Annotated in this window: 18 protein-coding genes; 10 read left to right on the top strand and 8 right to left on the bottom strand. The window is 63.0% G+C overall.

All coding sequences use genetic code 11. From position 1 onward, the window contains the following. Positions 1-15: 15 nt before the first annotated feature. Entirely contained in the window at positions 16-1152 is a 1137-nt protein-coding gene (locus ACK4SC_RS06115; protein WP_409616029.1) for a glycosyltransferase, read from the bottom strand. A 74-nt stretch (positions 1153-1226) separates the two neighbouring features. Between ACK4SC_RS06115 and ACK4SC_RS06120 the strand changes: the two genes are divergently transcribed. Then, positions 1227-1853 carry a dTDP-4-dehydrorhamnose 3,5-epimerase family protein gene (locus ACK4SC_RS06120; RefSeq protein WP_409616032.1) on the top strand — a complete coding sequence of 209 codons (627 nt, stop codon included), beginning with the start codon at positions 1227-1229 and terminating at the stop codon, positions 1851-1853. Here ACK4SC_RS06120 and rfbD read toward each other — a convergent pair. Together rfbD and rfbB are read right to left on the bottom strand one after the other, a co-directional pair. Beyond that, positions 1839-2699: a dTDP-4-dehydrorhamnose reductase gene (gene rfbD / locus ACK4SC_RS06125; protein ID WP_409616035.1), complete on the bottom strand. Its 861-nt coding sequence runs from the start codon at positions 2697-2699 to the stop codon at positions 1839-1841. The genes ACK4SC_RS06120 and rfbD overlap by 15 nt on opposite strands. After that, positions 2696-3691: a dTDP-glucose 4,6-dehydratase gene (rfbB, locus tag ACK4SC_RS06130; protein WP_409616038.1), complete on the bottom strand. Its 996-nt coding sequence runs from the start codon at positions 3689-3691 to the stop codon at positions 2696-2698. The genes rfbD and rfbB overlap by 4 nt, the downstream gene beginning before the upstream one ends. Before the next feature lie 77 nt (positions 3692-3768). On the opposite strand from rfbB, the gene ACK4SC_RS06135 reads away from it, so the two are divergent. From ACK4SC_RS06135 to rfbA, 4 genes are all read left to right on the top strand, one after another. Continuing rightward, the gene (locus ACK4SC_RS06135; RefSeq protein ID WP_409616041.1) at positions 3769-5259 is read left to right on the top strand and encodes a hypothetical protein; all 1491 of its coding nucleotides are present in this window, start codon (positions 3769-3771) and stop codon (positions 5257-5259) included. 118 nt (positions 5260-5377) lie between these two features. Continuing rightward, entirely contained in the window at positions 5378-5686 is a 309-nt protein-coding gene (locus ACK4SC_RS06140; protein WP_409616044.1) for a hypothetical protein, read from the top strand. Between the two features lie 62 nt (positions 5687-5748). Further along, positions 5749-8790, top strand: a complete 3042-nt coding sequence (locus tag ACK4SC_RS06145) for a glycosyltransferase (protein ID WP_409616334.1) — start codon at positions 5749-5751, stop codon at positions 8788-8790. Between the two features lie 177 nt (positions 8791-8967). Continuing rightward, a complete protein-coding gene (rfbA, locus tag ACK4SC_RS06150; protein WP_409616047.1) occupies positions 8968-9831 on the top strand; it encodes a glucose-1-phosphate thymidylyltransferase RfbA in 864 nt (287 codons plus the stop codon). Here rfbA and ACK4SC_RS06155 read toward each other — a convergent pair. Further along, complete coding sequence (locus ACK4SC_RS06155; protein WP_409616049.1) at positions 9804-11120, bottom strand: glycosyltransferase family 2 protein; 1317 nt, start codon at positions 11118-11120, stop codon at positions 9804-9806. The genes rfbA and ACK4SC_RS06155 overlap by 28 nt on opposite strands. Continuing rightward, entirely contained in the window at positions 11113-12483 is a 1371-nt protein-coding gene (locus ACK4SC_RS06160) for a glycosyltransferase family 4 protein (RefSeq protein WP_409616052.1), read from the bottom strand. Before ACK4SC_RS06160 ends, ACK4SC_RS06155 begins: the two co-directional genes overlap by 8 nt. Before the next feature lie 94 nt (positions 12484-12577). On the opposite strand from ACK4SC_RS06160, the gene ACK4SC_RS06165 reads away from it, so the two are divergent. Further along, positions 12578-13396, top strand: coding sequence for an ABC transporter permease (locus ACK4SC_RS06165; RefSeq protein ID WP_409616055.1), 819 nt, complete (start codon positions 12578-12580; stop codon positions 13394-13396). 5 nt (positions 13397-13401) lie between these two features. Then, positions 13402-14133: an ABC transporter ATP-binding protein gene (locus tag ACK4SC_RS06170; RefSeq protein ID WP_409616059.1), complete on the top strand. Its 732-nt coding sequence runs from the start codon at positions 13402-13404 to the stop codon at positions 14131-14133. Position 14134: 1 nt separating this feature from the next. Here ACK4SC_RS06170 and ACK4SC_RS06175 read toward each other — a convergent pair whose 3' ends face one another. Both ACK4SC_RS06175 and ACK4SC_RS06180 read right to left on the bottom strand, forming a co-directional pair. Further along, positions 14135-15199 (bottom strand): hypothetical protein, encoded by a 1065-nt coding sequence (locus tag ACK4SC_RS06175; RefSeq protein WP_409616060.1) that lies wholly within the window; start codon positions 15197-15199, stop codon positions 14135-14137. Positions 15200-15505: 306 nt separating this feature from the next. Continuing rightward, positions 15506-16414 (bottom strand): glycosyltransferase family 2 protein, encoded by a 909-nt coding sequence (locus ACK4SC_RS06180; protein ID WP_409616063.1) that lies wholly within the window; start codon positions 16412-16414, stop codon positions 15506-15508. 43 nt (positions 16415-16457) lie between these two features. Between ACK4SC_RS06180 and ACK4SC_RS06185 the strand changes: the two genes are divergently transcribed. Genes ACK4SC_RS06185 through ACK4SC_RS06195 form a run of 3 tightly spaced genes read left to right on the top strand, consistent with a single transcriptional unit; the run spans position 16458 to position 20418 of the window. Continuing rightward, a complete protein-coding gene (locus tag ACK4SC_RS06185) occupies positions 16458-17492 on the top strand; it encodes a glycosyltransferase family 2 protein (protein ID WP_409616066.1) in 1035 nt (344 codons plus the stop codon). Next, positions 17489-18850 (top strand): glycosyltransferase family 4 protein, encoded by a 1362-nt coding sequence (locus ACK4SC_RS06190; protein ID WP_409616069.1) that lies wholly within the window; start codon positions 17489-17491, stop codon positions 18848-18850. Before ACK4SC_RS06185 ends, ACK4SC_RS06190 begins: the two co-directional genes overlap by 4 nt. Further along, on the top strand, positions 18847-20418 hold the full coding sequence (locus ACK4SC_RS06195) for a DUF2142 domain-containing protein (RefSeq protein WP_409616072.1): 1572 nt from the start codon (positions 18847-18849) through the stop codon (positions 20416-20418). Before ACK4SC_RS06190 ends, ACK4SC_RS06195 begins: the two co-directional genes overlap by 4 nt. On the opposite strand, the gene ACK4SC_RS06200 is transcribed toward ACK4SC_RS06195, so the two are convergent. Continuing rightward, a complete protein-coding gene (locus ACK4SC_RS06200) occupies positions 20397-21521 on the bottom strand; it encodes a glycosyltransferase (RefSeq protein ID WP_409616074.1) in 1125 nt (374 codons plus the stop codon). The genes ACK4SC_RS06195 and ACK4SC_RS06200 overlap by 22 nt on opposite strands. Positions 21522-21531 lie beyond the last annotated feature (10 nt).

Below are 21531 nucleotides of genomic sequence, written 5' to 3' on the forward strand. Positions count from 1 at the left end.
TGCCCGGAGCGCGCCCTACAGGTCGGCGTGCAGCTGCCAGGTCTTCTCGGCCGCATCGCGCCAGGTGAACGCCCGGGCGCGGTCTTGCCCGGCGAGACCGAGCACCGTCATCGCTTCGCTGTCGGAGGCGAGTTCGCTGAGGCGCGCCGCCAACCCTTCGGCGAGGTCGGCAATGGTGTTCGACTCGACCAGCAGACCGGCATCGCCCACGGTTTCGCGCAGGGCGGGCTGGTCAGTGTGCACGAGGGGTGTCGCGAGTGTCATCGCCTCCAGTGCGGCGGTCACGAAGCTGTCGGCGAGCAGCGGAGCGATGGCGATGAGGGCGCGCTCGAGCACGACGGCGCGCTCATGTGCCTCGAGGCCGTCGAGAACGAGGAGGCGATTGCGTCGGGCGGGGGAGCCAGCGATCGCCGCATCCAGTGCTCCAGCTGACGCGGAATCGGTGAAGACGACGAGCGGCAGGTCGGGGGCGTCGGGGAGGCTGAGTGCGTCAATGATCGAACCCAGCCCACTGCGGCGGTCGAGGGTTCCCGTCAGCGCGATGAACGTCGACGGCAGGTTGAGGCGCCGCGCGACGGCATCAGCGTCGTCGGGTACCTGGAAGGCGCGACCCACGGCGCCGGGGATGACGCGGATGCGATCGCCGAAGCTCAGAATGTCGGCGAGCTCGTCGGCAACTGAGTGGCTCGGCACGACCACTGCGTCGGCGTACTTGTGGGCGCGGCGCACCATGGAGCGGTGCCAGGCGACCCCGCGACTGGTGAGCACTTCCGGGTGAGACCAGGCCGCGGTGTCGTGAATCGTGACGATGATCTGTTCGTTGGGGTCGTCAAGCCGATCGTGCCGGTAGAGCGGAGCCAACAGACTCGGCGCATGCATCGGCCCCGACCCGGGCAGGCGGCTGAACCCGTGCTGCCAGGCTGCCGCGAGCTGACGCCGGTCGAGGGCGCTTTTGTCGAGGCTGCTGAGGCCGGGCAGCCGCTCGGCGATCAGGCCGTACTCGCTGTCGGGCAGCGACGGCGTGAAGCCGCGCACCTCGCACCCGCGCGGCGCAGTCTCGATGAGGCCGCGGGTGAGTTCGAGAGCGTGCAGACCGACCCCGGTTGCCGGTTCGGCGCTGACACCGTCGAGGACGACGCGCAGCGCGATCATGCGGCGACAAGGATGCTCGGGGTCACCGCACAAGAATAGCCAGCGCTGACCACACCCACCGTAGGCTTGTGAACATGAACATTCGCGAGCTTTCGATTGCCGGCGCGTTTGAGGTCACTCCTCGTCAATTCCCCGACGACCGCGGAGTCTTTTGGGAGTGGTACCGGTTCGACGCGCTCGCCGAGGCGGTCGGCCACCCGATCAATCTCAAGCAGGGCAACGGCTCCGTCTCCAGGAAGGGCGTCGTCCGCGGCATCCACTTCGCTGACGTTCCGCCGAGCCAGGCGAAGTACGTGCAGGTTCTCTCCGGCGCGATCATCGACTACGTGGTCGATATCCGGGTCGGTTCGCCCACGTTTGGTGAGTGGGAGGCGGTTCGCCTTGATACCGTCGATCGTCGGGCGCTCTACATCTCTGAGGGTCTCGGGCACGCATTCGTTGCGTTAGAGGACAACACCACCGTGACGTATCTGGTGTCTGAGACCTACTCTCCGACGCGCGAGCACGGCATTACCCCCATCGATTCGACGATCGGGCTCACTTTCCCGACCGACATCGGCGAAATTCTGCTCTCGCCGAAGGACACCGACGCGCCAACGCTCCGGGAGGCAGAGCGAGACGGCCTTCTGCCGTCGCACGACGCGGCGCGTGCGTTCACGCGATCGCTGTCGAAGCGGTGGGCCGCCTCAGCTCGCGACTGACGAGAAGGCGCCACACCGCCAGGCGTCGTGGAGTGCGGCACGCCAGTCGCGCGGTGGCGCGAGTTCGTTCTCTGCCCATGCCGAGTGGGCCAGCACGGAGTACGCAGGACGTGGCGCGGGCCTCACGAAGCTTGCCGAATCGGTCGGTTGAACACGCGCCGGTTCGAGCCCGGCTTCCTCGAACACCGCCCGCGCGAAACCGAACCACGTCGTCTCGCCCGACGCCGTGCCGTGAAACACCCCAGACGTGACGGGAGAGTCAATTAATCTGACGAGCTGCGCGGCGAGGTCGGCTGTCCACGTGGGCTGCCCGCGCTGGTCATCGACGACGGTCAGCGTCTCGCGGTCAGCGGCAAGCTTCAGCATGGTGGCGGCGAAGTTCGGCCCGTGCTCGCCGTAGAGCCAGGCCGTGCGCACGATGATCGTGCCGTCGGGGTGAGCGGCGCGGGTAAGGCGCTCGCCGTCGGCCTTCGTTCGGCCGTACGCCGACACCGGCGCGAGCGGCGCGTCTTCGGCGTAGGGGGTCGTCGCGTCGCCGGCGAAGACGTAGTCGGTCGACAGTTGAATCAGGCGCGCGCCGTGGCGGGCGGACGCGCGCGCCAGGTTCTCGGCGCCCGACGCATTGATGAGGTGCGCCGCTTCCTCGTCGCTTTCGGCGGCGTCCACCGCCGTGTACGCGGCGCAGTTCACGACGACGTCGTGGCCCGCGACGGCGTCGGCGGCGGCTTCAGCGTCGGTGATGTCGAGCTCGGAGCGGGTCGCGGCGGTGACCGGGCGGTCAGCGAGCGCGATCTGCAGGTCGCGGCCGAGCATCCCGCCCGCGCCGGTAATTAGGATGCGCATCACTGGCCCTGCGCCGCGTAGCGCGCCTCGGTCGCGACTTTTTGCGGGCCCCACCAGGCCTCGTTGTCGCGGTACCAGTCGATGGTTGCGGCGAGCCCGGTGGTGAAGTCGGTGTAGCGGGGCTGCCAGCCGAGCTCGTCGCGCAGCTTGCTCGAGTCGATCGCGTAGCGCAGGTCGTGCCCGGGGCGGTCGGTGACGTGGTCGTAGGCGTCGGCGGGCTGGCCGAGCTGCGTGAGAATCAGCTCGACGACCTCCTTGTTGTTCTTCTCGCCGTCGGCGCCGATGAGGTACGTCTCGCCGATGACGCCCTTCTCGAGAATCGTGAGCACGGCGGAGGAGTGGTCGTCGGCGTGGATCCAGTCGCGCACGTTGAGCCCCGCCCCGTAGAGCTTGGGGCGCTCGCCGCGCAGCACGTTGGTGATCTGACGTGGGATGAACTTCTCGACGTGTTGATACGGGCCGTAGTTGTTCGAGCAGTTCGAGATCGTCGCCTGAACGCCGAACGATCGCACCCAGGCGCGCACCAAGAGATCGCTGCCCGCCTTTGTCGACGAGTAGGGGCTCGACGGGTTGTACGGGGTGGCTTCGGTGAAGCGGTTCGGGTCGTCGAGTTCGAGGTCGCCGTAGACCTCGTCGGTCGAGATGTGGTGGAACCGCTTGTCGTGGCGGCGGACCGACTCCAGCAGTGTGTAGGTGCCGATGATGTTCGTGTCGAGGAAGGGGCGCGGGTCGTCGAGCGAATTGTCGTTGTGGCTCTCGGCGGCGTAGTGCACGACCGCGTCGGCGCCGGCGACCAGCTCATCAACAAGCGCCGCGTCGCAGATGTCGCCCTTCACAAACGTGAATCGGTCGTCGGGCAGGCCGTCGAGCGAGGAGAGGTTGCCGGCATACGTGAGCTTGTCGAGCACGGTCACGTGGTGATCGGTGTGCTCGATGACGTGGTGCACGAAGTTCGAGCCGATGAAGCCGGCTCCGCCGGTGACGAGGAATTTCATACGCACAAGCCTATGCGTCGGGTGAAGAAGGCCGCTTCAGACTGGAGTTCTTAGACCGCCTGACCATAGTCTCTGAGATGCGCAACGGCCAGACATTCGCGGAGCCAACGCGGGAGAACTGCGCGCACGACTCGGAGTGGAGGCGCAAGGTGGAGCGGCAGGGCAACATTGAAAGCGAACAGGACGCGCCATTTTCACTCGCAGGGAAAACGGTCATCGTCGGTCAGGCCTACTTCGAACGCTTTGCTGGCTCAGAAATAGTCGCCTTGGAAATTGCTGAACACTTCGAATCTCTTGGCGCGACAGTACTTGTAGCAACTAGGGTCTCGGGCCCACCATTGATGCGCGAAATAGTCGACAAGCCTCGAATTCGTGTTTTCGAATGGTCAAGTCCTGAACTTGACGAGTTGATTAAAGCAGCAGATATATACCTGGTGTGGATCCAGCATCACGTTATTCCCCCTGCGATATTTGAGCTTGACCCCACGCCGCCCGTGGTATTCGCACATCTATCGGCGATACACCCTCTTGAATACCCTCTCCTCGATTCGATCGAAATCGCGCTCGCGCGCTCGGTGCAATTTACTACGTCTGTTGCCTTTACGAAGATGCGTGAGAAGGGAAGCTTAGGAGGGATCGACGAAAAAATCGTTGGCGTTTTTCCCAACCCGGCCCCAGAGCAATTTCATGCTCCTCTGTCAGAAAAGGAACCGGGCGCAACGTGGGATATTTGCCTCATTTCCAACCACCCACCTGCGGAGCTAAACGAGGCCATTTCCATGCTTCCCGATGATGTTCGAATTACCCGAGTCGGGCGGCAGGGATCGAAAGACTCCATTAGTGAGCGCGTTACAGCTGAACTGTTGGATAAATTTGATGCGGTAATCACGATAGGCAAGTCCGTCCAGTATGCCATGCTTCGCGCAAAGCCTGTGTACTGCTATGACCATTTTGGCGGGCCGGGCTGGCTTGGAGAGGATAACGTCAGGCAGGCGTCAAAAAGAAATTTCTCTGGCCGTGGATTTGCGAAGATGGATCCAAGTGAAATCCGCGATCAATTGATCAACGGTTTTCGCCCGGCTCGGGAGTTTGCGGCCAATTACGTGAACACTGCTCGCAAGGACTACCGGCTGACTTGGCACTTAAATTCCATTGCCGAAGCAGTGACGGAAACGCGGAATTCGAAACACGAACTAGATGAAAACCAGGTTACGCAGCACATAAGACTACAAGAACTCGCATCTCGGCTGTCAAGCGACTGGGCCAGTGCGACACGAACCGCGGCGCGCGAGCATGACGCGTTGGTGGTCGCTGAGCGAAAGAGCCGCCACATGAAAAGGCGATGGCAGGACACTCTCGCCCAGCTCAAGCATGAGCAAGAGAAACTCGCACTCAAAGATCAACAGCTTGTCACGATCGTCCGGGAACGTGAGGAACTCCAGAAACAGTTGCAGCTAGCTCACGCGGGGAGTGTGATCTTGTCCGATGAACTTGAGGCGATGCGGCGCACCGTCAGCTGGCGACTGACAGCGCCCCTGCGCAGGATCAGGCGGATTAGGCGCGGGTGAATGCCGATACAGAGTCCCGGTAATACAGTTGCTGACTCCACCACCGGGACCTCGAGCGCTACGGCGATGTTAGCCTCGTCGGAGGTGCTCGGTCCCCTGGCGCAAGTGACTGGAAGTAGTGATGACAATCGAAGCAGGCCGTTCGGGCGATGGTACTCCGCTCGATCAACTTTCCCGAGAAGAGCTCGTCGCTCTTGTGAAGGCGTACGACGCCGTCGCGCGTCGACGCGCTTCTCAAATAACTGAACTCATGAAGAGTCGACTTCAAACCCAGCCTCGGACTGAAGCGGAAGCGATCGCCAATAGAAGAATCGTCAAGTTCACTCTACGCGCCGTTTCTCCATTTGAGAAAACCTACCGCAAGATAAAGCCACAACTGCGCTCAATAAAAACAAGAATGCGAATCGCAAAAGGCGTCGATCGTTGACTGAAAATATCGATTATGCGGCGACAATCAGGCGACTCGAGAGCGCTCGACCAACCGTCGTGGTGATTCCAGTATTTAATGGCGGAACGGTCGTAGAAAAATGTATTCGATCAGTCATACGTCACACGGATCCATCGGTGAAGATTTACGTATTGGATGACTGTTCCACGGATTCTCTCACAATCAAAGTTCTCGATGAGTTGGCTGCACAAGGAAGAGTGCACGTGATTCATAACGAGCACAACGTCGGCTATACAAAAAACGTGAATCAGGGTTTAGGGATTGATGTTCACAGCGATGTCGTCTTGCTGAACTCCGATACGGTAGTTGGGCCCAGATGGCTGGGAGACTTGCGTGCCGTTGCGTATTCCGGTGAAAAAGTAGCGGCGGTATCGGCGATCTCAGACAATGCGGGTGCGATGTCCATCCCCGAGAAGGGGGTCTTCAATGATTGGGGCGATCCTAGTGACTGGGATCGAGTCGCTCGAGAATTCCTTCATAGCCCCCTTCCTTTCTGGGGTCGAATTCCGACCGCACATGGCTTCTGCATGTACTTGCGCAGGGAGGCCATAGAAGAAGTTGGTCTTTTCGATGAGGTGAGTTTTCCTCGTGGATATGGCGAAGAAAACGACTGGTCTATGCGCGCTATTCATGCGGGGTGGGAATGCAGGTTGGCGACGAGGGTGATGGTTCATCATGCCCAAGGGGCCAGTTTTGGCGAGGGGCGCGCAGAGTTAATTGCAAGTGCGCGAGCGACGGTCAACGAGCTTCACCCTGGGTACTCGGAATCTGTTCGGAGTTGGATGAATTCATCGATGATGAGTGATTTGCGCGACAGGGCGGCTGAGCTATTGGACCAGAGCCGGCAGCGCCTCGCGAAACCCCGCGTCATGTACGTTTTGCACTTTGCAGGCGGCGGAACTCCGGAGACAAATCGAGATCTGATGACGCAGCTCGCCGCGAGGCAAGACAGCTACGTCCTGCTGGCCAAAGAGAGTGAAGTCGCGCTTTACCAGTTTGATTCGTCCGGGATGCGAAGGTTACTGACTTGGGCGCCAGACCCAATTTTTGCTATTCAGGATGCGTGGCGTTCAGATTATGCTGAATTTGTCTTTAGGGTGATTTGGCAATATGGAATCGAACTTGTTCACATCCGACATCTGATTAATCAACCTCTAACAACCTTGCCGATCGTTTGCAAGCGACTTGGGGTGCCGGTAATATTATCTACACACGATTTTTATTATATCTGCCCCACCGTCAATCTTCTAGACGGCGATCTGCAGTATTGTGGCGGCGTCTGCACACCGGGGTCGACGAGATGCTTTCTCCCTAATGCTTTTGTGGCGGGTGCGGTGAACCTCAAGCACCAATGGATCAATGTGTGGAGGGAGAGGGCATCCGAAGTTCTTGATATAGCGGCCAAGGTGGTCGTCACTACTGATTCGGCTGAGGGTGTTTATGCCCGAAACTACCCGAGCTATACGAGCAAAGTCGTAAAGATCGAGCATGGAAGGGACATTGCAAGTCCCGGTGGGACTGCGCGACGCCCGGCAGAATCGCGGGGCGACGGCCCTATTCGAGTAGTGTGTCCGGCGAACTGGGCCCCGCACAAGGGAGTGGGACTTGTCAACGCCTTGATCGCCGAGACACATCCTCTCGTTGAATGGCACATTCTGGGTGGGCGGTCCGACTTAATCGACGATCGGGCTGTTCAGCACGGCCCATACAAGCGGGAAATGTTCGGAGAGCTCGTCCGAGCCATTGACCCGGACTACGTGGGCCTTTTCTCGATCTGGCCCGAAACCTATTCACATACATTGACCGAGGCATGGTCGCTGGGAGTGCCGGTGCTCGCTACTGACCTCGGAGCGATTGCGGATCGAATTCGTATGCACGGCGGGGGCCGGTACTTTGATCACGCAAAGCCGGATGAGTTGGTGCGGTTCCTGATCGAGGAGGCTCGTAAGCCGCTGCGCCGCTCTCCACTGGACCGGCCAGTGCCGAAGCCATCCTTCCGTCGCAGTGCCAAGACGATGGCCGAGGGCTATCGTCTTATGTACGAGGCGGTGCACATTCCACACCGGGCACCCGTCGTCGGATATGTGCCGTCGGCCGGGCGAGGTGCCAGGTACGTCCGATTGTCGTCGCGGATGGCACGTGTCGATGCTGGCACCTGTCAATTCAAGGAAATCGTTCCCGCCGACTACGTGTCCGGATCTGAAAATTCAGAACTTGATTGCATCCTGGTGCAGCGTGATGCTCTTGATCCCGCATTGACCGACGCATTTTTGGATCGAGTCCAAAAAAGCAATACGCGGCTTGTTTTCGAACTCGATGATGACCTTCTGCCAAGTGAAGCCGACAGCAGAGAACTACGGGATCAGGCCGTTCGCCATCCCTTGTTGAAGATTGCACGCGTCGCCGATGCAGTGGTTGTCAGCACTGAGGCTCTTGCAGCTCGACTGGGTCGGTACGGCATTGCCGCAAGCGTGGTGCCAAACTTAGTCGATCATCACGCGTGGCGGGCTTCTACGGGAACTCCTGCGGCGCAGCCGACGGGCCAGGCGACTCGTCTCGTGTATTGGGGTACCCGCTCCCACCTACCAGACCTTGAGATGTTTCGGGATTCCCTTGAGTGGGCGCGCCGCTCCGCGCCTGAAACCAAGATCGAGTTGGATGTGGTTGGAGTTGCTGATGCCGATGGCACCTGGTTCAACAGGCTGATTGTGCCGGAAGAGTTCCATCGCTACGAACTGTTCGCTCGTTGGATGGCTCAGATGAAGGTCGAGCGCGGTTGGAACGGTGCGATTGCACCATTGGAATCGTCGGTCTTTAACCGCAGCAAGAGTGATATCAAGGTCCTTGAGTCACTAGCCCTAGGTATCCCAATTGTAGCGAGCAACGTCGGCCCGTATGCGGCATGGTCTGGAAAATACGACGATGTAGTTCAGGTTGTTGACAATAATGAGGCCGATTGGGCTAGAGCTATTTTGCGTATTGGCAGTCCAGCGATTCAGCGTGTCGACGAAGCGCTTGACGGAAGGCTTGTGACTGACGAGTCCGAGACGCGGCGTTGGCTCAGTCTCGTGCTTGGGCAGTGAACTACCGGGGTCGCGTCCAACGCAACGTGACTCGAATGAGTGACCAATGACGACGAGGAGGTGGGCGGCGCGGCCGGTCCCTTCCGTGGCCAAGCTTTCTTCCCGTCGAGAAGCTGGAGGCACAAGACCTACTGATTTCCCCTTGCAAGGGTCGCAAGTAAACTAGAGGAGGTTTCTATGCGAGGAATTATCTTGGCTGGTGGTTCCGGAACACGTTTGTGGCCGATCACCAAGGGTATTTCGAAACAGCTGATGCCCATTTACGACAAGCCGATGATCTACTACCCCTTGTCGACGCTCATGATGGCCGACATTCGTGATGTATTGATCATCACGACCCCCGAACACAACGAACAGTTCCGGGCCCTCTTCGGTGATGGATCACACCTAGGCATGTCGATCGAGTACGCCGTCCAGCCGAGTCCAGACGGACTGGCTCAGGCGTTCATCATCGGCGAAAACTTCATCGGATCGGACAATATCGCGCTTGTCCTTGGCGACAACATTTTCCACGGCACCGGGTTGGGGTCTTCCCTCCGGGCGCTCGACGGCATCAATGGTGGGCTGATCTTCGCGTACCAGGTCGCCGACCCCACCGCCTACGGCGTCGTCGAGTTCGACGACGAGATGCGGGCGCTGTCCATCGAAGAAAAGCCTGCCACCCCAAAGAGTTCGTACGCGGTTCCCGGTCTCTACTTTTACGACAACTCTGTCGTCGACGTCGCGAGGAGAATCACTCCGAGTGAGCGCGGAGAACTGGAAATCTCATCGATCAACGAGCACTACTTGCGGGCGGGTGCGCTACAGGTACGACCACTCGATCGTGGCACGGCCTGGCTCGACACGGGCACTATCGACTCGATGATGGAGGCCTCAGAGTATGTGCGTGTCATCGAGCACCGGCAAGGTCTGAAGATCGGCTGCATCGAAGAGATCGCCTGGCGCGCCGGCTGGATCACGGCGGAACAGCTGCGGCAGTTGGCGCAGCCGCTCCAAAAGAGCGGATACGGCGACTACCTGATGCGACTCATTAGCAGCTGACGCAACCGTAAAAGTCGCGGCGCCCGCCGCTCCGCCCAGCCGCGTACGCGCTGCCGAAGAAACGGCGTAAGCGGCGACGGAACACCATTTGCACGCATGTCATCGGCGGCCAGCACCCACGAACGCTGCAGCGCCCCGATGTCAACCGGCGCAACAGCGCTCGGCGAAAGTTCGGTGCCAGCCGTGCACGTGCGAACCCGTGGCGCGGCGTGTTGCGCGCGAAGCCGCGACTCGCGGCCGGCTGCAGGCGCGGTCACCGCCAGATCCCAGACGCGCCCCTCTTCCTCCCCGAAGGCCAAGACCCCCGCGGCAAGAGCCCGGCGCACAAGGTCTTTCCGCAGTCCTGCGGGCGCCAGCAGTGTGACGTCAGACCACACGGCGGCCGACTCGAGCGCGATGTGGTCGAGTTGCTGCGTGTCATCAACCACGAATAGCGTGGCTGGCCGCATTGGCTCGCCCACCAGCACATCGGAGAAGGCATCGGCAGCGTCGATGTCGCACCACAGGTATCGCCGTACCCGAGCGCTGTAGTCGGGATGGCGCTTCGTCAAGATGCGCTCGTGCTCATGACGCAGGCGTGCCCGACGCGCCGACAGGAAGCTTCGCGCACCCTCGTGCACGACCAGAGCGCGGTGGGCCATGACCGACCGGAATCCTTCGTCCGCCATGCGCAGGCAGAAGTCATTCTCTTCCCCATAACCGGGAGCGAAGATTTCATCGAAGAGTCCGAAGCGGTCGATGAGTGCCCGTCGTACGAGGAAGCAGAAACCCATCGCGACGGGCGGGTACGAATAGCGGGGGAGGTGCTCTCGCAACGCAATCGAGACCTCCTCGCTTCGTTTGCGAGTGCGTTCGCCGCCCGGATCCCTCAGTCGAAACGGCAGACTCGCAATCGTGGCATTCGTGCTCCGTGCGCACACGATTCCGTGGCGATCGTCATCGTGCAAGACGGCCCTTAGCTCATCAATCCACCCGTCGAGCGGTTCGGTGTCGCTGTTCAGGAGCAAAATGTCGTTGCCTGAGTCGTCGAGTTCGAGCGCTGCGCGATTGCAGGTGCCCACAAAGCCGAGATTGTGTTCATTTCGCGCGTACCGGAAGCCGTCGCGACCCGAGATGCGAGACTGCAGTTCTCGTTCAATAAGGTCGGCTTCGGGGCCGCTGTCATTGACGAGGAGGACGCGATCACGCGACGTATCCACGGTCGCGATGAGAGAATCCACGCACCGAAGCAGGCTGGATAGATCACCGTAAACGGGAACGACGATCGTGATCGGATGCGGCTCACTCATGGCGAGTCCTCAGTGCTGCGATATTGCGCCGGGCAGATCCGACTGGATCTTTCGCGAAGTTGCGCGCGCGGATCACGACCACCCGGCCGAGATACTTGACCGTCACGCCGATGGGGCGGCGTCGCTTGCCGACCGCGATGGGCGCACTGAGCCAGCCGCGAGCAGCGTTCGGCAGGCGGGGGATGGTCATACCGACTAGCGACTCGAGCCGTTCGATCGCTGCGCGGTTGGAGTAGGGGCCGCTGACCAGATCGTGCGCTCGCTGGCGGGCCCTCTCACCGTGCCGGGCAATGTCGTCGCGGTGGGCGCTGTAGTGAGCGAGGCGGTCGGCCAGGGCATCGATGTCGTCGGTATCGACGAGGAACCCAGTCTCGTCGTCGACGATGAGTTCGGCGCTGCCGCCGGCGTTCATTGCGATCACGGGCTTACCCAGCGTGAGGTATTCGAGGGTGGTGCGGCCGAACGCCTCCATGCCCGACGGCGTGATGCACACGTCGGCCGCGGCGACGTACGGGAACGGATTCGCCTGTTCACCCACGAACCTCACCTGGCGGTCTACACCGAGGGCTTTCGCGCGTGCCACTAACTCGGCGTCATATTCGGGCTGCATGAGCGCCCCGACGAAGATGACCATCGGCCGAATGTCGCGATCGGCGAGCACGCCGAGTGCATCGATCACGCGCCATTGGCCCTTGGATGGGGCGAGCCGCCCTACGACGGTCACGAGCAAGGTCCTGGGAGGCGCTGCCGGAATGTCGGGTGCGAACTCGGTGCTCGCGCGATCCAGAGCATCGCGGTCGACCACTGGATAGACGATCGAGAGCTTCTCGGTTGGGATGAACGGGGCGAGGTGATCACGTACGGCTTCCGAATTCGCGAACACGGCGACCGACAGCACTCCGATATCGGTCAGCGTCGCTTCGCGGCCCTGGGTGTAGACGAGGCCGTGATCGAGGTCGCCATACTCTCGAACCATCCACGCATGGGGCACGCCGCAGATCGCCGCGGCAAACGCTCCCCACGGCGCCACCACGGTGTTTGTCACCACGAGGTCCGGCTGAAAGTCGTCAATCAATTCGGCGATCTCGAGTGTTGCCGCGTTGTTGCGTTGGGCGAAGTACGCCACCTGATCAGGATGCGCGTCGTGCGGGGGAACTGCCCACCCCGTGAAGGGCACCATGCGGTAAGGCCAGCCGCGCTGTTCTAATTCGGCGACAACCAGGCCTTTCGGCGCCTTCGTGACAAATTGGGGTTCCAGTGCGGGGTTGCGCTCGAGCCACTCGTCAATCAGGCGGAACAGCGATCGTTCTGACCCGCCCAGGTGATCGGGCGCGGAACTGTGGTTGACGAAGAGCACGCGCACGAGGCACGACTTTACTCGGCATGCCCGAACCCGGCGCGCGCATAGGTGGCGGAGCCCTACACTAAATCGACCGACCATCCGCGGGAAGCAGAGCATGACCTATTTCAAGGAGCTCCTCACCACACGTGAGCTGCTCATCAACCTCACGATGCGTGAGGTGAAGGGCCAGTACCGACGAACTTTCCTCGGCCAACTCTGGTCGCTCATCAACCCTCTGGCGACCATGCTCGTCTACACGGTCGTCTTCCTCTTTCTTCTTCGATTCGAGCCGCCGCCGGGTGATCCGAGTGGGGTCGAGGGCTACCCATTGTGGCTCATGTGTGCTCTCTTGCCGTGGTCGTACTTCATGCGCGTGGTCAACGGTGGGCTGTCGAGCGTCGTTTCCAACGCGGGGCTGATTAAGAAGGTCTATTTCCCTCGAATGCACCTGCCACTGGCGGTGATGTGTTCGGTTGGCATCACGTGGTCGCTCGAGATGACCGTCTTGGCGGTGGTGCTTATGTTCTTCGGCGCGATGCCCTTGCCGTTCATCCCCGTGATCTTCTTCTTCATGGTTCTCCTCGCACTGTTCGCGGTTGGTATGGCGATGATGCTTGCCATTGTGAACGTGCACTTCCGAGACACGCAGCACTTCGTCGGCATCGTGCTTCAAATGTGGATGTTCCTCACCCCGATCATCTACCCGATTAGCTTTGTTGAGAACCGGGCCGAGGCGGTGGGTGAGTGGGTGCTGTTCCTGTATCGGTTGAACCCGATGGAGAGGTTCATTGCCGTATTTCGCAACCTGCTGTACGACAACCGCCTACCCGATCTTGCGGACACTCTGTTCTGCCTCGGCTTTGCCCTGAGCTTCTTCACCCTTGGGTACCTCATCTTTTCCCGTAACGAGAAGCGATTGGCGGAACTGTTGTGAGTGAAGTGGCCGTCGTCGTCGATGACGTCTCGAAGCGATTTCGGCTATTCAAGGAGCGGAATCAGACCCTCAAGTCGGCGGTGATGCGTCGACGAAAAACCGTCGCCGAAGAGTTCTGGGCAGTGCGCAACGTTTCGTTTGACGTGCCCGCGGGTGCAACCTTCGGGCTTATCGGCCAGAACGGCTCAGGCAAGTCGACGCTCCTGAAGTGTCTCGCCCGCATCTTGCACCCCGACACTGGAGCCATCACCATGCACGGGCGCGCAGCGTCGCTGCTCGAAGTCGGCTCGGGGTTCCACCCTGAACTGAGTGGTCGCGAGAACATCTTCCTAAACGGCTCCATTTTGGGACTGTCGCGCAAGGAGGTCGCCGCGCGCTTCGACGAGATTGTTGACTTCTCTGGTGTCGAGAAGTTCATCGATCAACCAGTGAAGAACTACTCATCAGGCATGTATGTCAGGCTCGGTTTTTCCGTAGCCATTCACGTGCAGCCGGACATCCTGGTCGTCGACGAAGTGCTTTCCGTGGGTGACGGCGCCTTCCGAAAGAAGTCGTCAGAAAAGTTTAAGGAATTCACCAAGTCCGGGCGCACGGTCATCTTGGTGTCTCACAGCCTGTCTCAGGTGCGGGAGATGTGCGATCAGGTTGCTTGGCTACACCAGGGTGCATTGCGGGCCGTGGGCCCAGCCTCCGATGTGACGAGCAAGTACCAGAAACACCTCGAATCGGCGGGGTAGCTCAGGCAGATGCCAAACTGTCAGCTAATTCCTGAATGCATTCGGTGAGCGGTCTTCCGAGCCCGGACGGGGAGCGTTGACCGCTGGAGCCGTCAGCCGTACGTTCCAAACCATCGAGAATCGCTGCGCCGATAGCCTCCGGGTCCGCTGGCACAGCGATCAGCATGGGGTGGAGCCCGTTCCGCGTATCGTCGATCTCGTTTGTGACGGTAAACACTCCACGCGCGGCCGCCTCGAGTGGGGGGTGACTGGGGTGAGGGCTCGCCTGCAGGCTAACCGCAACGCTACTTCCGGCGAGGAGGTCGAAGTAATCGTCCCAATTCAGCGTTCCCGCGCTGCGAAGGGTGTGTCCGTTACCTAGCGGCACGTCGGGGTGTGACTCTCCGGCGGAAATCCAATCAACGTCTGGCCCGCACGACGCCGCTGCCACCCGCAAGGCGGCCACTCCCAATGAGAATAGGTTTCTCGGCTTTGACGGACGACCGTAAAAGAACACTCGTTGTCGTGTCCTCGACCCATGATCCTTCGCGCCGAGTTCTCCTGAGCGCAGGTCAAGGTCCGGGCTGAACACGCGGGCAGGGTCGACTTCGATGCCCTCCCGACGATTCAAGATCTCCGCCACGGGGGTGGAGTTAACCAAGAGGTGGAATCCTCCGTGGTAGGTCAACTGAGAAGTAACTGATTCGGTCGACGCGGGAACGAAACTGGGCTCGTAATCTTGCACAAGATAGACAACACGGGAGGAACTTAACGATCCGCTTCTCGACGCGACTATTGCTGAATGAGCCGTCGTCCAGTGGGTAACGATCCACACATCGTTCGTATGGCACTCCAGCCCGATGAGATCATCTCTGACCGCAAGGCTGGGATCGGCAGAGTCTTTGCTCAATCGGAGCCGGAGTTCACTGCGAAGCCGCTCCCGGTCGTGCGGACCAACCGTCTCGCTCAGGATGACGATCCGCAGACCCATTCCTAGGGCCTTCGACAGTTGCTCTGCGACGTTCAAGGCTGTTTGCACTCCCGCAAAAACACGCTCGGGATCGAACTCAGAAAGCACAAGATTCACAGTGGGCTGACTAGTCGTTCTGGAAGAAACACAACTGAGCGCGAGAGCTGCGCCGCTCAAACCGGCGTACGGGCGTGCGGAGGGAGGCGCCGCCGCTAACTCGCGAGCGCTCGCAACACTCAGCTCCAGAGGGTTCGACGGCAAGGCCAAGTGCTGCATCACTGCCCGTCGGAAGGTGGGCGACCTTGAATACTGGCGCACGACCAGCACCACATCGCTGATGAACTGGCGCGCTCGGCGGAGTCGATTCATGAGAGACCTTTCGATCCAGTCCGCGGTCTACTGTGCATGACGCTTCTTCGGGGGCTAGGGATGGGGGGTCTGGGATCGCATCACCGAACGTTCGAGCCACCGCGAACGAACGCTGAGCCCGATGTTGAGAACCGCCCGCACCGGCCAAAGGGCAGGGCCCGGATACTTTCGGTCGAGAAAGCGCTTGGCACTGTCGTGGTGCGCGCGAACCATGCGCGCGGAGCTGCCGCTCGTGGAGTGGCCCCCGATGTGCATCGCCTCCGCGCTCGGCACATAGACATTGCGCCACCCGGCTTTCTTCAGCCGGAAGCCCAGATCAACGTCCTCGAAGTACATGAAGTACCCGTCGTCGAAGCCGCCGACCGCATCGAACGCTGACCGGCGTACGAGAAGGCAGGCACCGGACAGCCAGCCGGCGTCGCGCACACCGGACCCATGATCGTCGTCGTGACGGTACGACCGAGTCCACGGGTTCGCCGGCCACACATTCGCGAACAAGGCGTGACCGATTCCTGTGCGGAGTGACGGGATGCGCCGGGCCGAGGGGTAGGCAGAGCCGTCGGGGTTGCGAATCAGGGGGCCAACGCTGCCTATCGATGGATCCGTCGCGGCGACCGCGAGTAACTCCTCGATAGCTCCGGGAGAAAACTCGAGGTCGGGGTTGCATATGACGACCCATTCGACGCTCTTCGGCAGAAAGCGAATACCGGCGTTGATGGCCGCGCCGTATCCAGGGTTTTCCGGCATCGCGACGTACGCGCCGTGGTGCTGATGGGTTATCTGCGCTGCCGAATCGATTTCGCCCGGGAAATTGTCGACCACGACGATCGGCACCGCCGCACCCGCAACCGTGCCGACCGACCCGAGAAGTGTCGGCAAGACGTCATTCGAGCGAAAGGCGACGGTGACGAGTCCTACGGTGGGCTCCCGCACCGTTTGTGGAGCGTCGGTCGACTCGGCCATAGTGCTCCTGATCCTAGCCCGGGCCCTCACCTAGGCTGGCGGGGTGACCGCCGCCCCCACCGCACCGCTGACCGTGTCGGTCGTCATGTGCACGCACAACGGGGCGGCCTTCATTGCGGAACAGGTGACAAGCATCCTCGCCCAGCGGCCCGCGCCGATCGAGATCGTGCTTGGCGACGACGATTCGCGCGATGACACCGTCGCGATCATCGAGCGCCTGGTCGCTGAGGCGCGCGCCGCCGATCCCGCCGTCACAACCGAGCTCACGGTGCTGCGTCACTCTCCACCGCTCGGCGTCACGGCCAACTTTGCTGACGCCCTCGCCCATGCCCGTGGCGACCTCATTGCACTGAGTGACCAAGACGACGTCTGGATGCCCGACAAGCTCGCCGTCATCGTTGATCGTTTCGCCCACGACCCGCGACTGCGGCTCGTGCACACGGACGCGCGCCTCGTCGACAGAGATGGGACACCGCTCGGCGGAACCCTGCTCGACGCCCTCGGAATCACGACGCAGGAGAAGGTCGACCTCGTCGCCGGTGATGCGCAGGCGGCTCTGCTGCGCCGCAACCTGGTGACCGGCGCGACGCTGGTTCTCCGGCGAGAGCTACTCGAGCACGCATTGCCGATCCCGGGGGAGTGGGTGCACGACGAGTGGCTCGCTGCTGTAGCCGCCGGTATGAGCGAGCAGCCAGGCGCCGTCCGGTTAGTTCCCCGCCCGCTGATCGACTACCGCCAGCACGACACTAATCAGATCGGCGCTCGCCGACCGACCCTCAGTGACCGCTGGGCGAAGCTCACCGAACCGCGCGACGAGCGTCAGCCCCGGCTCGCCATACGCACCCGACAGCTGGCCGACCGTCTGCGCGAGCGGGGTGCACCCGCCGCGCGGCTCGCGCGGGCCGAAGCAAAGCACGCGCACGAAGCGGCCCGCGCCGGGTACCCCGCCGCGCGCCTGCTGCGGATCCCGGCGATATTCAGTGGCGCCCTTCGTGGGCGCTACGGGCGCTACAGTCGCGGAGGCATCGACATCGTGCGCGACCTCGTGCAGCCGGCGAGTGGAGGACAGAAGCGGTGACGCGCATCCTGATTGTGACGGGCGACCCCGTCGGTGACCGTATGGCGGGGCCCGCGATTCGGGCGTGGAACATCGCGGGTGAACTGCAGCGCCACGGGCACGAAGTGCGCCTCGTCAGCACCACGCGCGCCGACCGCACCGACACCGAGGTGCCCCTCGGTCATGTCGCTCCCGGCGATGAGGCGGGTATCCGGGGGCACGAGCGGTGGGCCGACGTCGTGTTCTTCCAGGGGCACGCGCTCGGGCAGTTCCGCACGCTGGCGAGCACCGACCGGTACCTCGTGGCCGACGTCTACGACCCGATGCACCTCGAGATGCTCGAGCAGGGTCGCGAGCTGCCCGCCGCTACCTGGAATCTCCGAGTGGCTGGCGCCCGCGACGCCCTCAACGATCAGCTGCGACGCGCCGACTATCTGCTGTGCGCGAGCGAACGGCAGCGCCTGTTTTACCTCGGTCACCTCGCCTCGCTCGGCCGCATCAGCCCTGCCACCTACGACGGCGATGGCGACCTGCGCCGGCTCATCGACCTCGCGCCGTTTGGGCTGTCGACGACGCCGCCCGCTCCGGGCGACGGGCTGCGCGGCCGTATCGCCGGCATAGGCGCGGACGACCGCGTCCTCATCTGGGGCGGCGGCGTCTACAGCTGGTTTGACCCGCTCACCCTGATTCGCGCCGTCGCTGCCGTGCGCGACCGCGTGCCGGACGTACGCCTGGTCTTTCTCGGCACGAAGCATCCGGGCGTCGACGAGATGGGCATCGTGCGCGAGGCGTACGACCTCGCGGTCGAGCTCGGTGTCGAGGGGCGCGAGGTCGTCTTCAACGACACCTGGGTGCCATACGACGAGCGCGGCGCGTACCTGCTCGACGCCGACGCGGGGGTCAGCACCCATCACCGCCACGTTGAGACGACCTTCGCCTTCCGCACGCGGATCCTCGACTACCTGTGGGCGGGGCTGCCGATGGTCGTCACCGACGGCGACGGATTCGCCGATCTCGTGCGCGACGAAGCTCTCGGCGTCGTCGTGCCGTCGAATGACGAGGCGGCGCTCGCCGACGCGATCGCGCGCGTGCTCGCCGTTGACTCCGACGAGGTGACCGCCTGGCGGGAAAATGTCGCCCGCGTGCGCGAACAGTTCACGTGGCCGGTGGTGCTCGCGCCACTCGTCGCGTACTGCGCCGAGCCGTGGCACGCCGCCGACTACGCGCCGGGGCGCTCCGCGATGGGCGCGGGGTCGAGCCGACCGCGGCGTACCGCCGGGCTCGGCCACGACCTGCGCATGGCGGCTCACCACCTGAAGCATTCGGGCCTCCGTGACGTGACCGCGCGCATCCGTCGACGGCTCGGGCGCTCGTCGTGAACGGTCTGCGCGACCGCCTGCGGGCAGCTTGGCGTCGGCCCGGCGTCGCCGGCGGGATGCTCGCCCTCCTCACCGCCCTCACGCTCGGCTCGTGGGCGCTCGCCTCGCCGATCGGCGCCGGGCCCGACGACGACTTCCACCTGATCAGCACCTGGTGTGCGGGGCCCGCGGTCGACGAGCTGTGCGCCGACGGATCAACCCCGCAGACACGCCAAGTGCCGCGGCCCCTGCTCGAAGCGCCTTGCTTCGCCTACGATCCGGAGGAAAGTGCGGCGTGCCAGCTGGGCACCCTCGACTGGTCGGGTGTTGGGCCGGGCGGGGCCGTCGAGATTGTCGAGACATCCCGAGGCAACTTCGGTGGGGAGTATCCGCCGCTGTATTACGCGGTGAACGGGATCCTCTCGGGAGCGAACGCGGAGGCGGCCGCGCTCGCGATGCGTGCCGTCACGATCGCGCTGTTCTTGGTGCTGGCGACCGCCCTCCACCTGCTCCTGCCCGCCCGGTTGGTGCCAGCGCTGCACGGGGGCTTGCTCGTGACGATGGTGCCGCTTGGGGTGTTCCTGTTCGGCACCAACAACCCCAGCGCCTGGGCCGTGATCGGGGTCGCGACGAGTGCCATCGCCCTGCTGGGCTACTTCGAGACGTCGGGCAGGCGGAAGCTGGGGCTCGCGGCCGTCTTCGTCGTCGGCGTGATCATGGCGGCGGGCTCGCGCGCCGACGCCGCCGTCTTCGCCGGGTTCGGCATCGCCGTCATGGGGATGCTCGCCGCGGCTCCCACCAAACGTTTCGTTCTCGACGCGATCCTCCCCGCCATCACGGGTCTCGTGGCGCTCGGGTTCTTCCTTGCTGCGGGTCAAGCGTCCAGCGGCACGGGAGGGTTCGGAGGACCGATTCGCGACGCAACCGGCTCTGAGGGTGGCGACGTCTCCGCGGCCATTCACGAGGCTGCTGAGCCGACTCTCGGCGGTGTCGGGCTGCTGTTCTACAACGTGCTCAACGTGCCCTTCATCTGGTCGGGTGCGTGGGGCGAGTGGGGCCTTGGCTGGCTTGATACCTCAATGCCCGCGGTCGTGCCGCTCGCGGGGATCGCGGCCTTCGTGGCCCTCGGCTTCGTTGCCCTCCGGGGCGCCGGGGCCCGGGTGATCGGCGCAGTCGCCGTCGTCGTGGCCGCTTTGTGGGCGGTGCCCGTCTACGTCTTGCAGGCTGGCGGCACCATGGTGCCCGACCAGGTTCAGCCGCGCTACCTGCTGCCTCTGATCGTGCTGCTCGGGGTGCTGCTGCTCGTGCGGCGAGAAAATAGCCCCCTCACGCTCACTCGCTCACAGCGCTGGGTGCTCGTCGCGGCCGTCGCGGGAGCGCACTTCGTCGCCCTGCACATGAATCTGCGCCGCTACGTCACTGGAACCGACGAACCGGGCCCCTACCTCGACGCCGGGCTCGAATGGTGGTGGGCGTGGATGCCGGTGGGGCCGTCTGTCATCTGGCTCGTGGGGTCGCTTGCGTTTGTGGGTGTCGCCGTGGTGGCAACCCGTGCATTCACACTGGCTCAGCCCGTCACCGTTCGGTAATGCTCGAGCAGCTCGGCCGTGCTCGACGCGAGGCTGCGCTCGCCGACGACCCACGCACGGGCACGCTCACGCCACGTGAGTCGTTCGGCGACCGGTAGGGCAAGCACGGTCTCGATCACGTCGCCAAGCCGTGTCTCGTTGCGTTCCGGCACAACGAACCCCGTGGATGCGTCGCGCACCATCTCGGGGGCGCCGCCACTGGCGTAGGTGACTGCGGGGGTGCCGCAGGCCTGCGCCTCGAGCAGCACCAGGCCGGCCGCTTCGCGCCACGAGCCGTCGCGCTGCGTCGGCAGCACGAACACCTCTGCCGAGCGCATGAGGTCGCGCACCCCGTGCCGGTCGAGGGGGCCGGTGACCACGATGTGGTCGTGTTCGGCTGCAGCCGCATCGACCAGCATGCGTTGCGACCCGTCGCCCACAATCACGAGGCGATGGGTCACCCCCCGAGCCCGCAGAGCAAGAGACGCGGTGACGAGGTCGAGAATGCCCTTGCGTGGCTCCAGCGCCCCGACGAACAATACGATCGGCTCGTCGGTGCGGTCGGTGTCGTCACCCGGCGTGAAGAAGTCGGTGTCGACGCCCTGATAGTGCCGAAAGAGGCGATCGGGGGGAAACCCCGCCCGCTCGGCGCGCTCGCGCAGGAAGTCGCTCACCGCGAGTACGCGGGTCGCCTCGCGCTTCACTCGGTCAATGCTCGAGCGGTGAAAGAGCCCGACCGGCGCAAGCGATGGTGCACCCGCGGCGAAGACGTCGTAGCCGTGCACGGTGGTCAGGAACGGAACGTCGAGGCGCCGTGCCGCGTCGAGCGCGCCGTGCGCCCAGGTGGCGAAATGCTGGTGCACCAGATCAGGCTTGTACGCCACGATGGCCCGGCGTTGCGGTCGCGCTGCGGTAACGGCGCGCAGTGCACGGGCGCGCCACGAGCCGGCCGTTTCGGGGACGGCGCTGACGACGTCGATGCCGAGACGAGCATCCTGAACGTCGCTCGCCCGGGCGAACGCGCGTGCGTCATGATTGCCCGACGCAATCAGGCGTTCGGCGTGCTGTGTGACGAAGTAGGTCGGGGGGATGCGCAGCAGCCCCGTCGTCACCGCGATGCGCATGCGTCTGTCG

The organism is Microcella sp. (genome assembly GCF_046293215.1).
Lineage (GTDB): Bacteria > Actinomycetota > Actinomycetes > Actinomycetales > Microbacteriaceae > Microcella.

Coding starts and splice junctions, on each gene's coding strand:
- ACK4SC_RS06165 (WP_409616055.1), top strand. CDS start 12,578: ATGACCTATTTCAAGGAGCTCCTCACCACACGTGAGCTGCTCATCAAC.
- ACK4SC_RS06115 (WP_409616029.1), bottom strand. CDS start 1,152: ATGATCGCGCTGCGCGTCGTCCTCGACGGTGTCAGCGCCGAACCGGCA.
- rfbA (WP_409616047.1), top strand. CDS start 8,968: ATGCGAGGAATTATCTTGGCTGGTGGTTCCGGAACACGTTTGTGGCCG.
- ACK4SC_RS06180 (WP_409616063.1), bottom strand. CDS start 16,414: ATGGCCGAGTCGACCGACGCTCCACAAACGGTGCGGGAGCCCACCGTA.
- ACK4SC_RS06135 (WP_409616041.1), top strand. CDS start 3,769: ATGCGCAACGGCCAGACATTCGCGGAGCCAACGCGGGAGAACTGCGCG.
- ACK4SC_RS06120 (WP_409616032.1), top strand. CDS start 1,227: ATGAACATTCGCGAGCTTTCGATTGCCGGCGCGTTTGAGGTCACTCCT.
- ACK4SC_RS06155 (WP_409616049.1), bottom strand. CDS start 11,120: ATGAGTGAGCCGCATCCGATCACGATCGTCGTTCCCGTTTACGGTGAT.
- rfbB (WP_409616038.1), bottom strand. CDS start 3,691: ATGAAATTCCTCGTCACCGGCGGAGCCGGCTTCATCGGCTCGAACTTC.
- ACK4SC_RS06200 (WP_409616074.1), bottom strand. CDS start 21,521: ATGCGCATCGCGGTGACGACGGGGCTGCTGCGCATCCCCCCGACCTAC.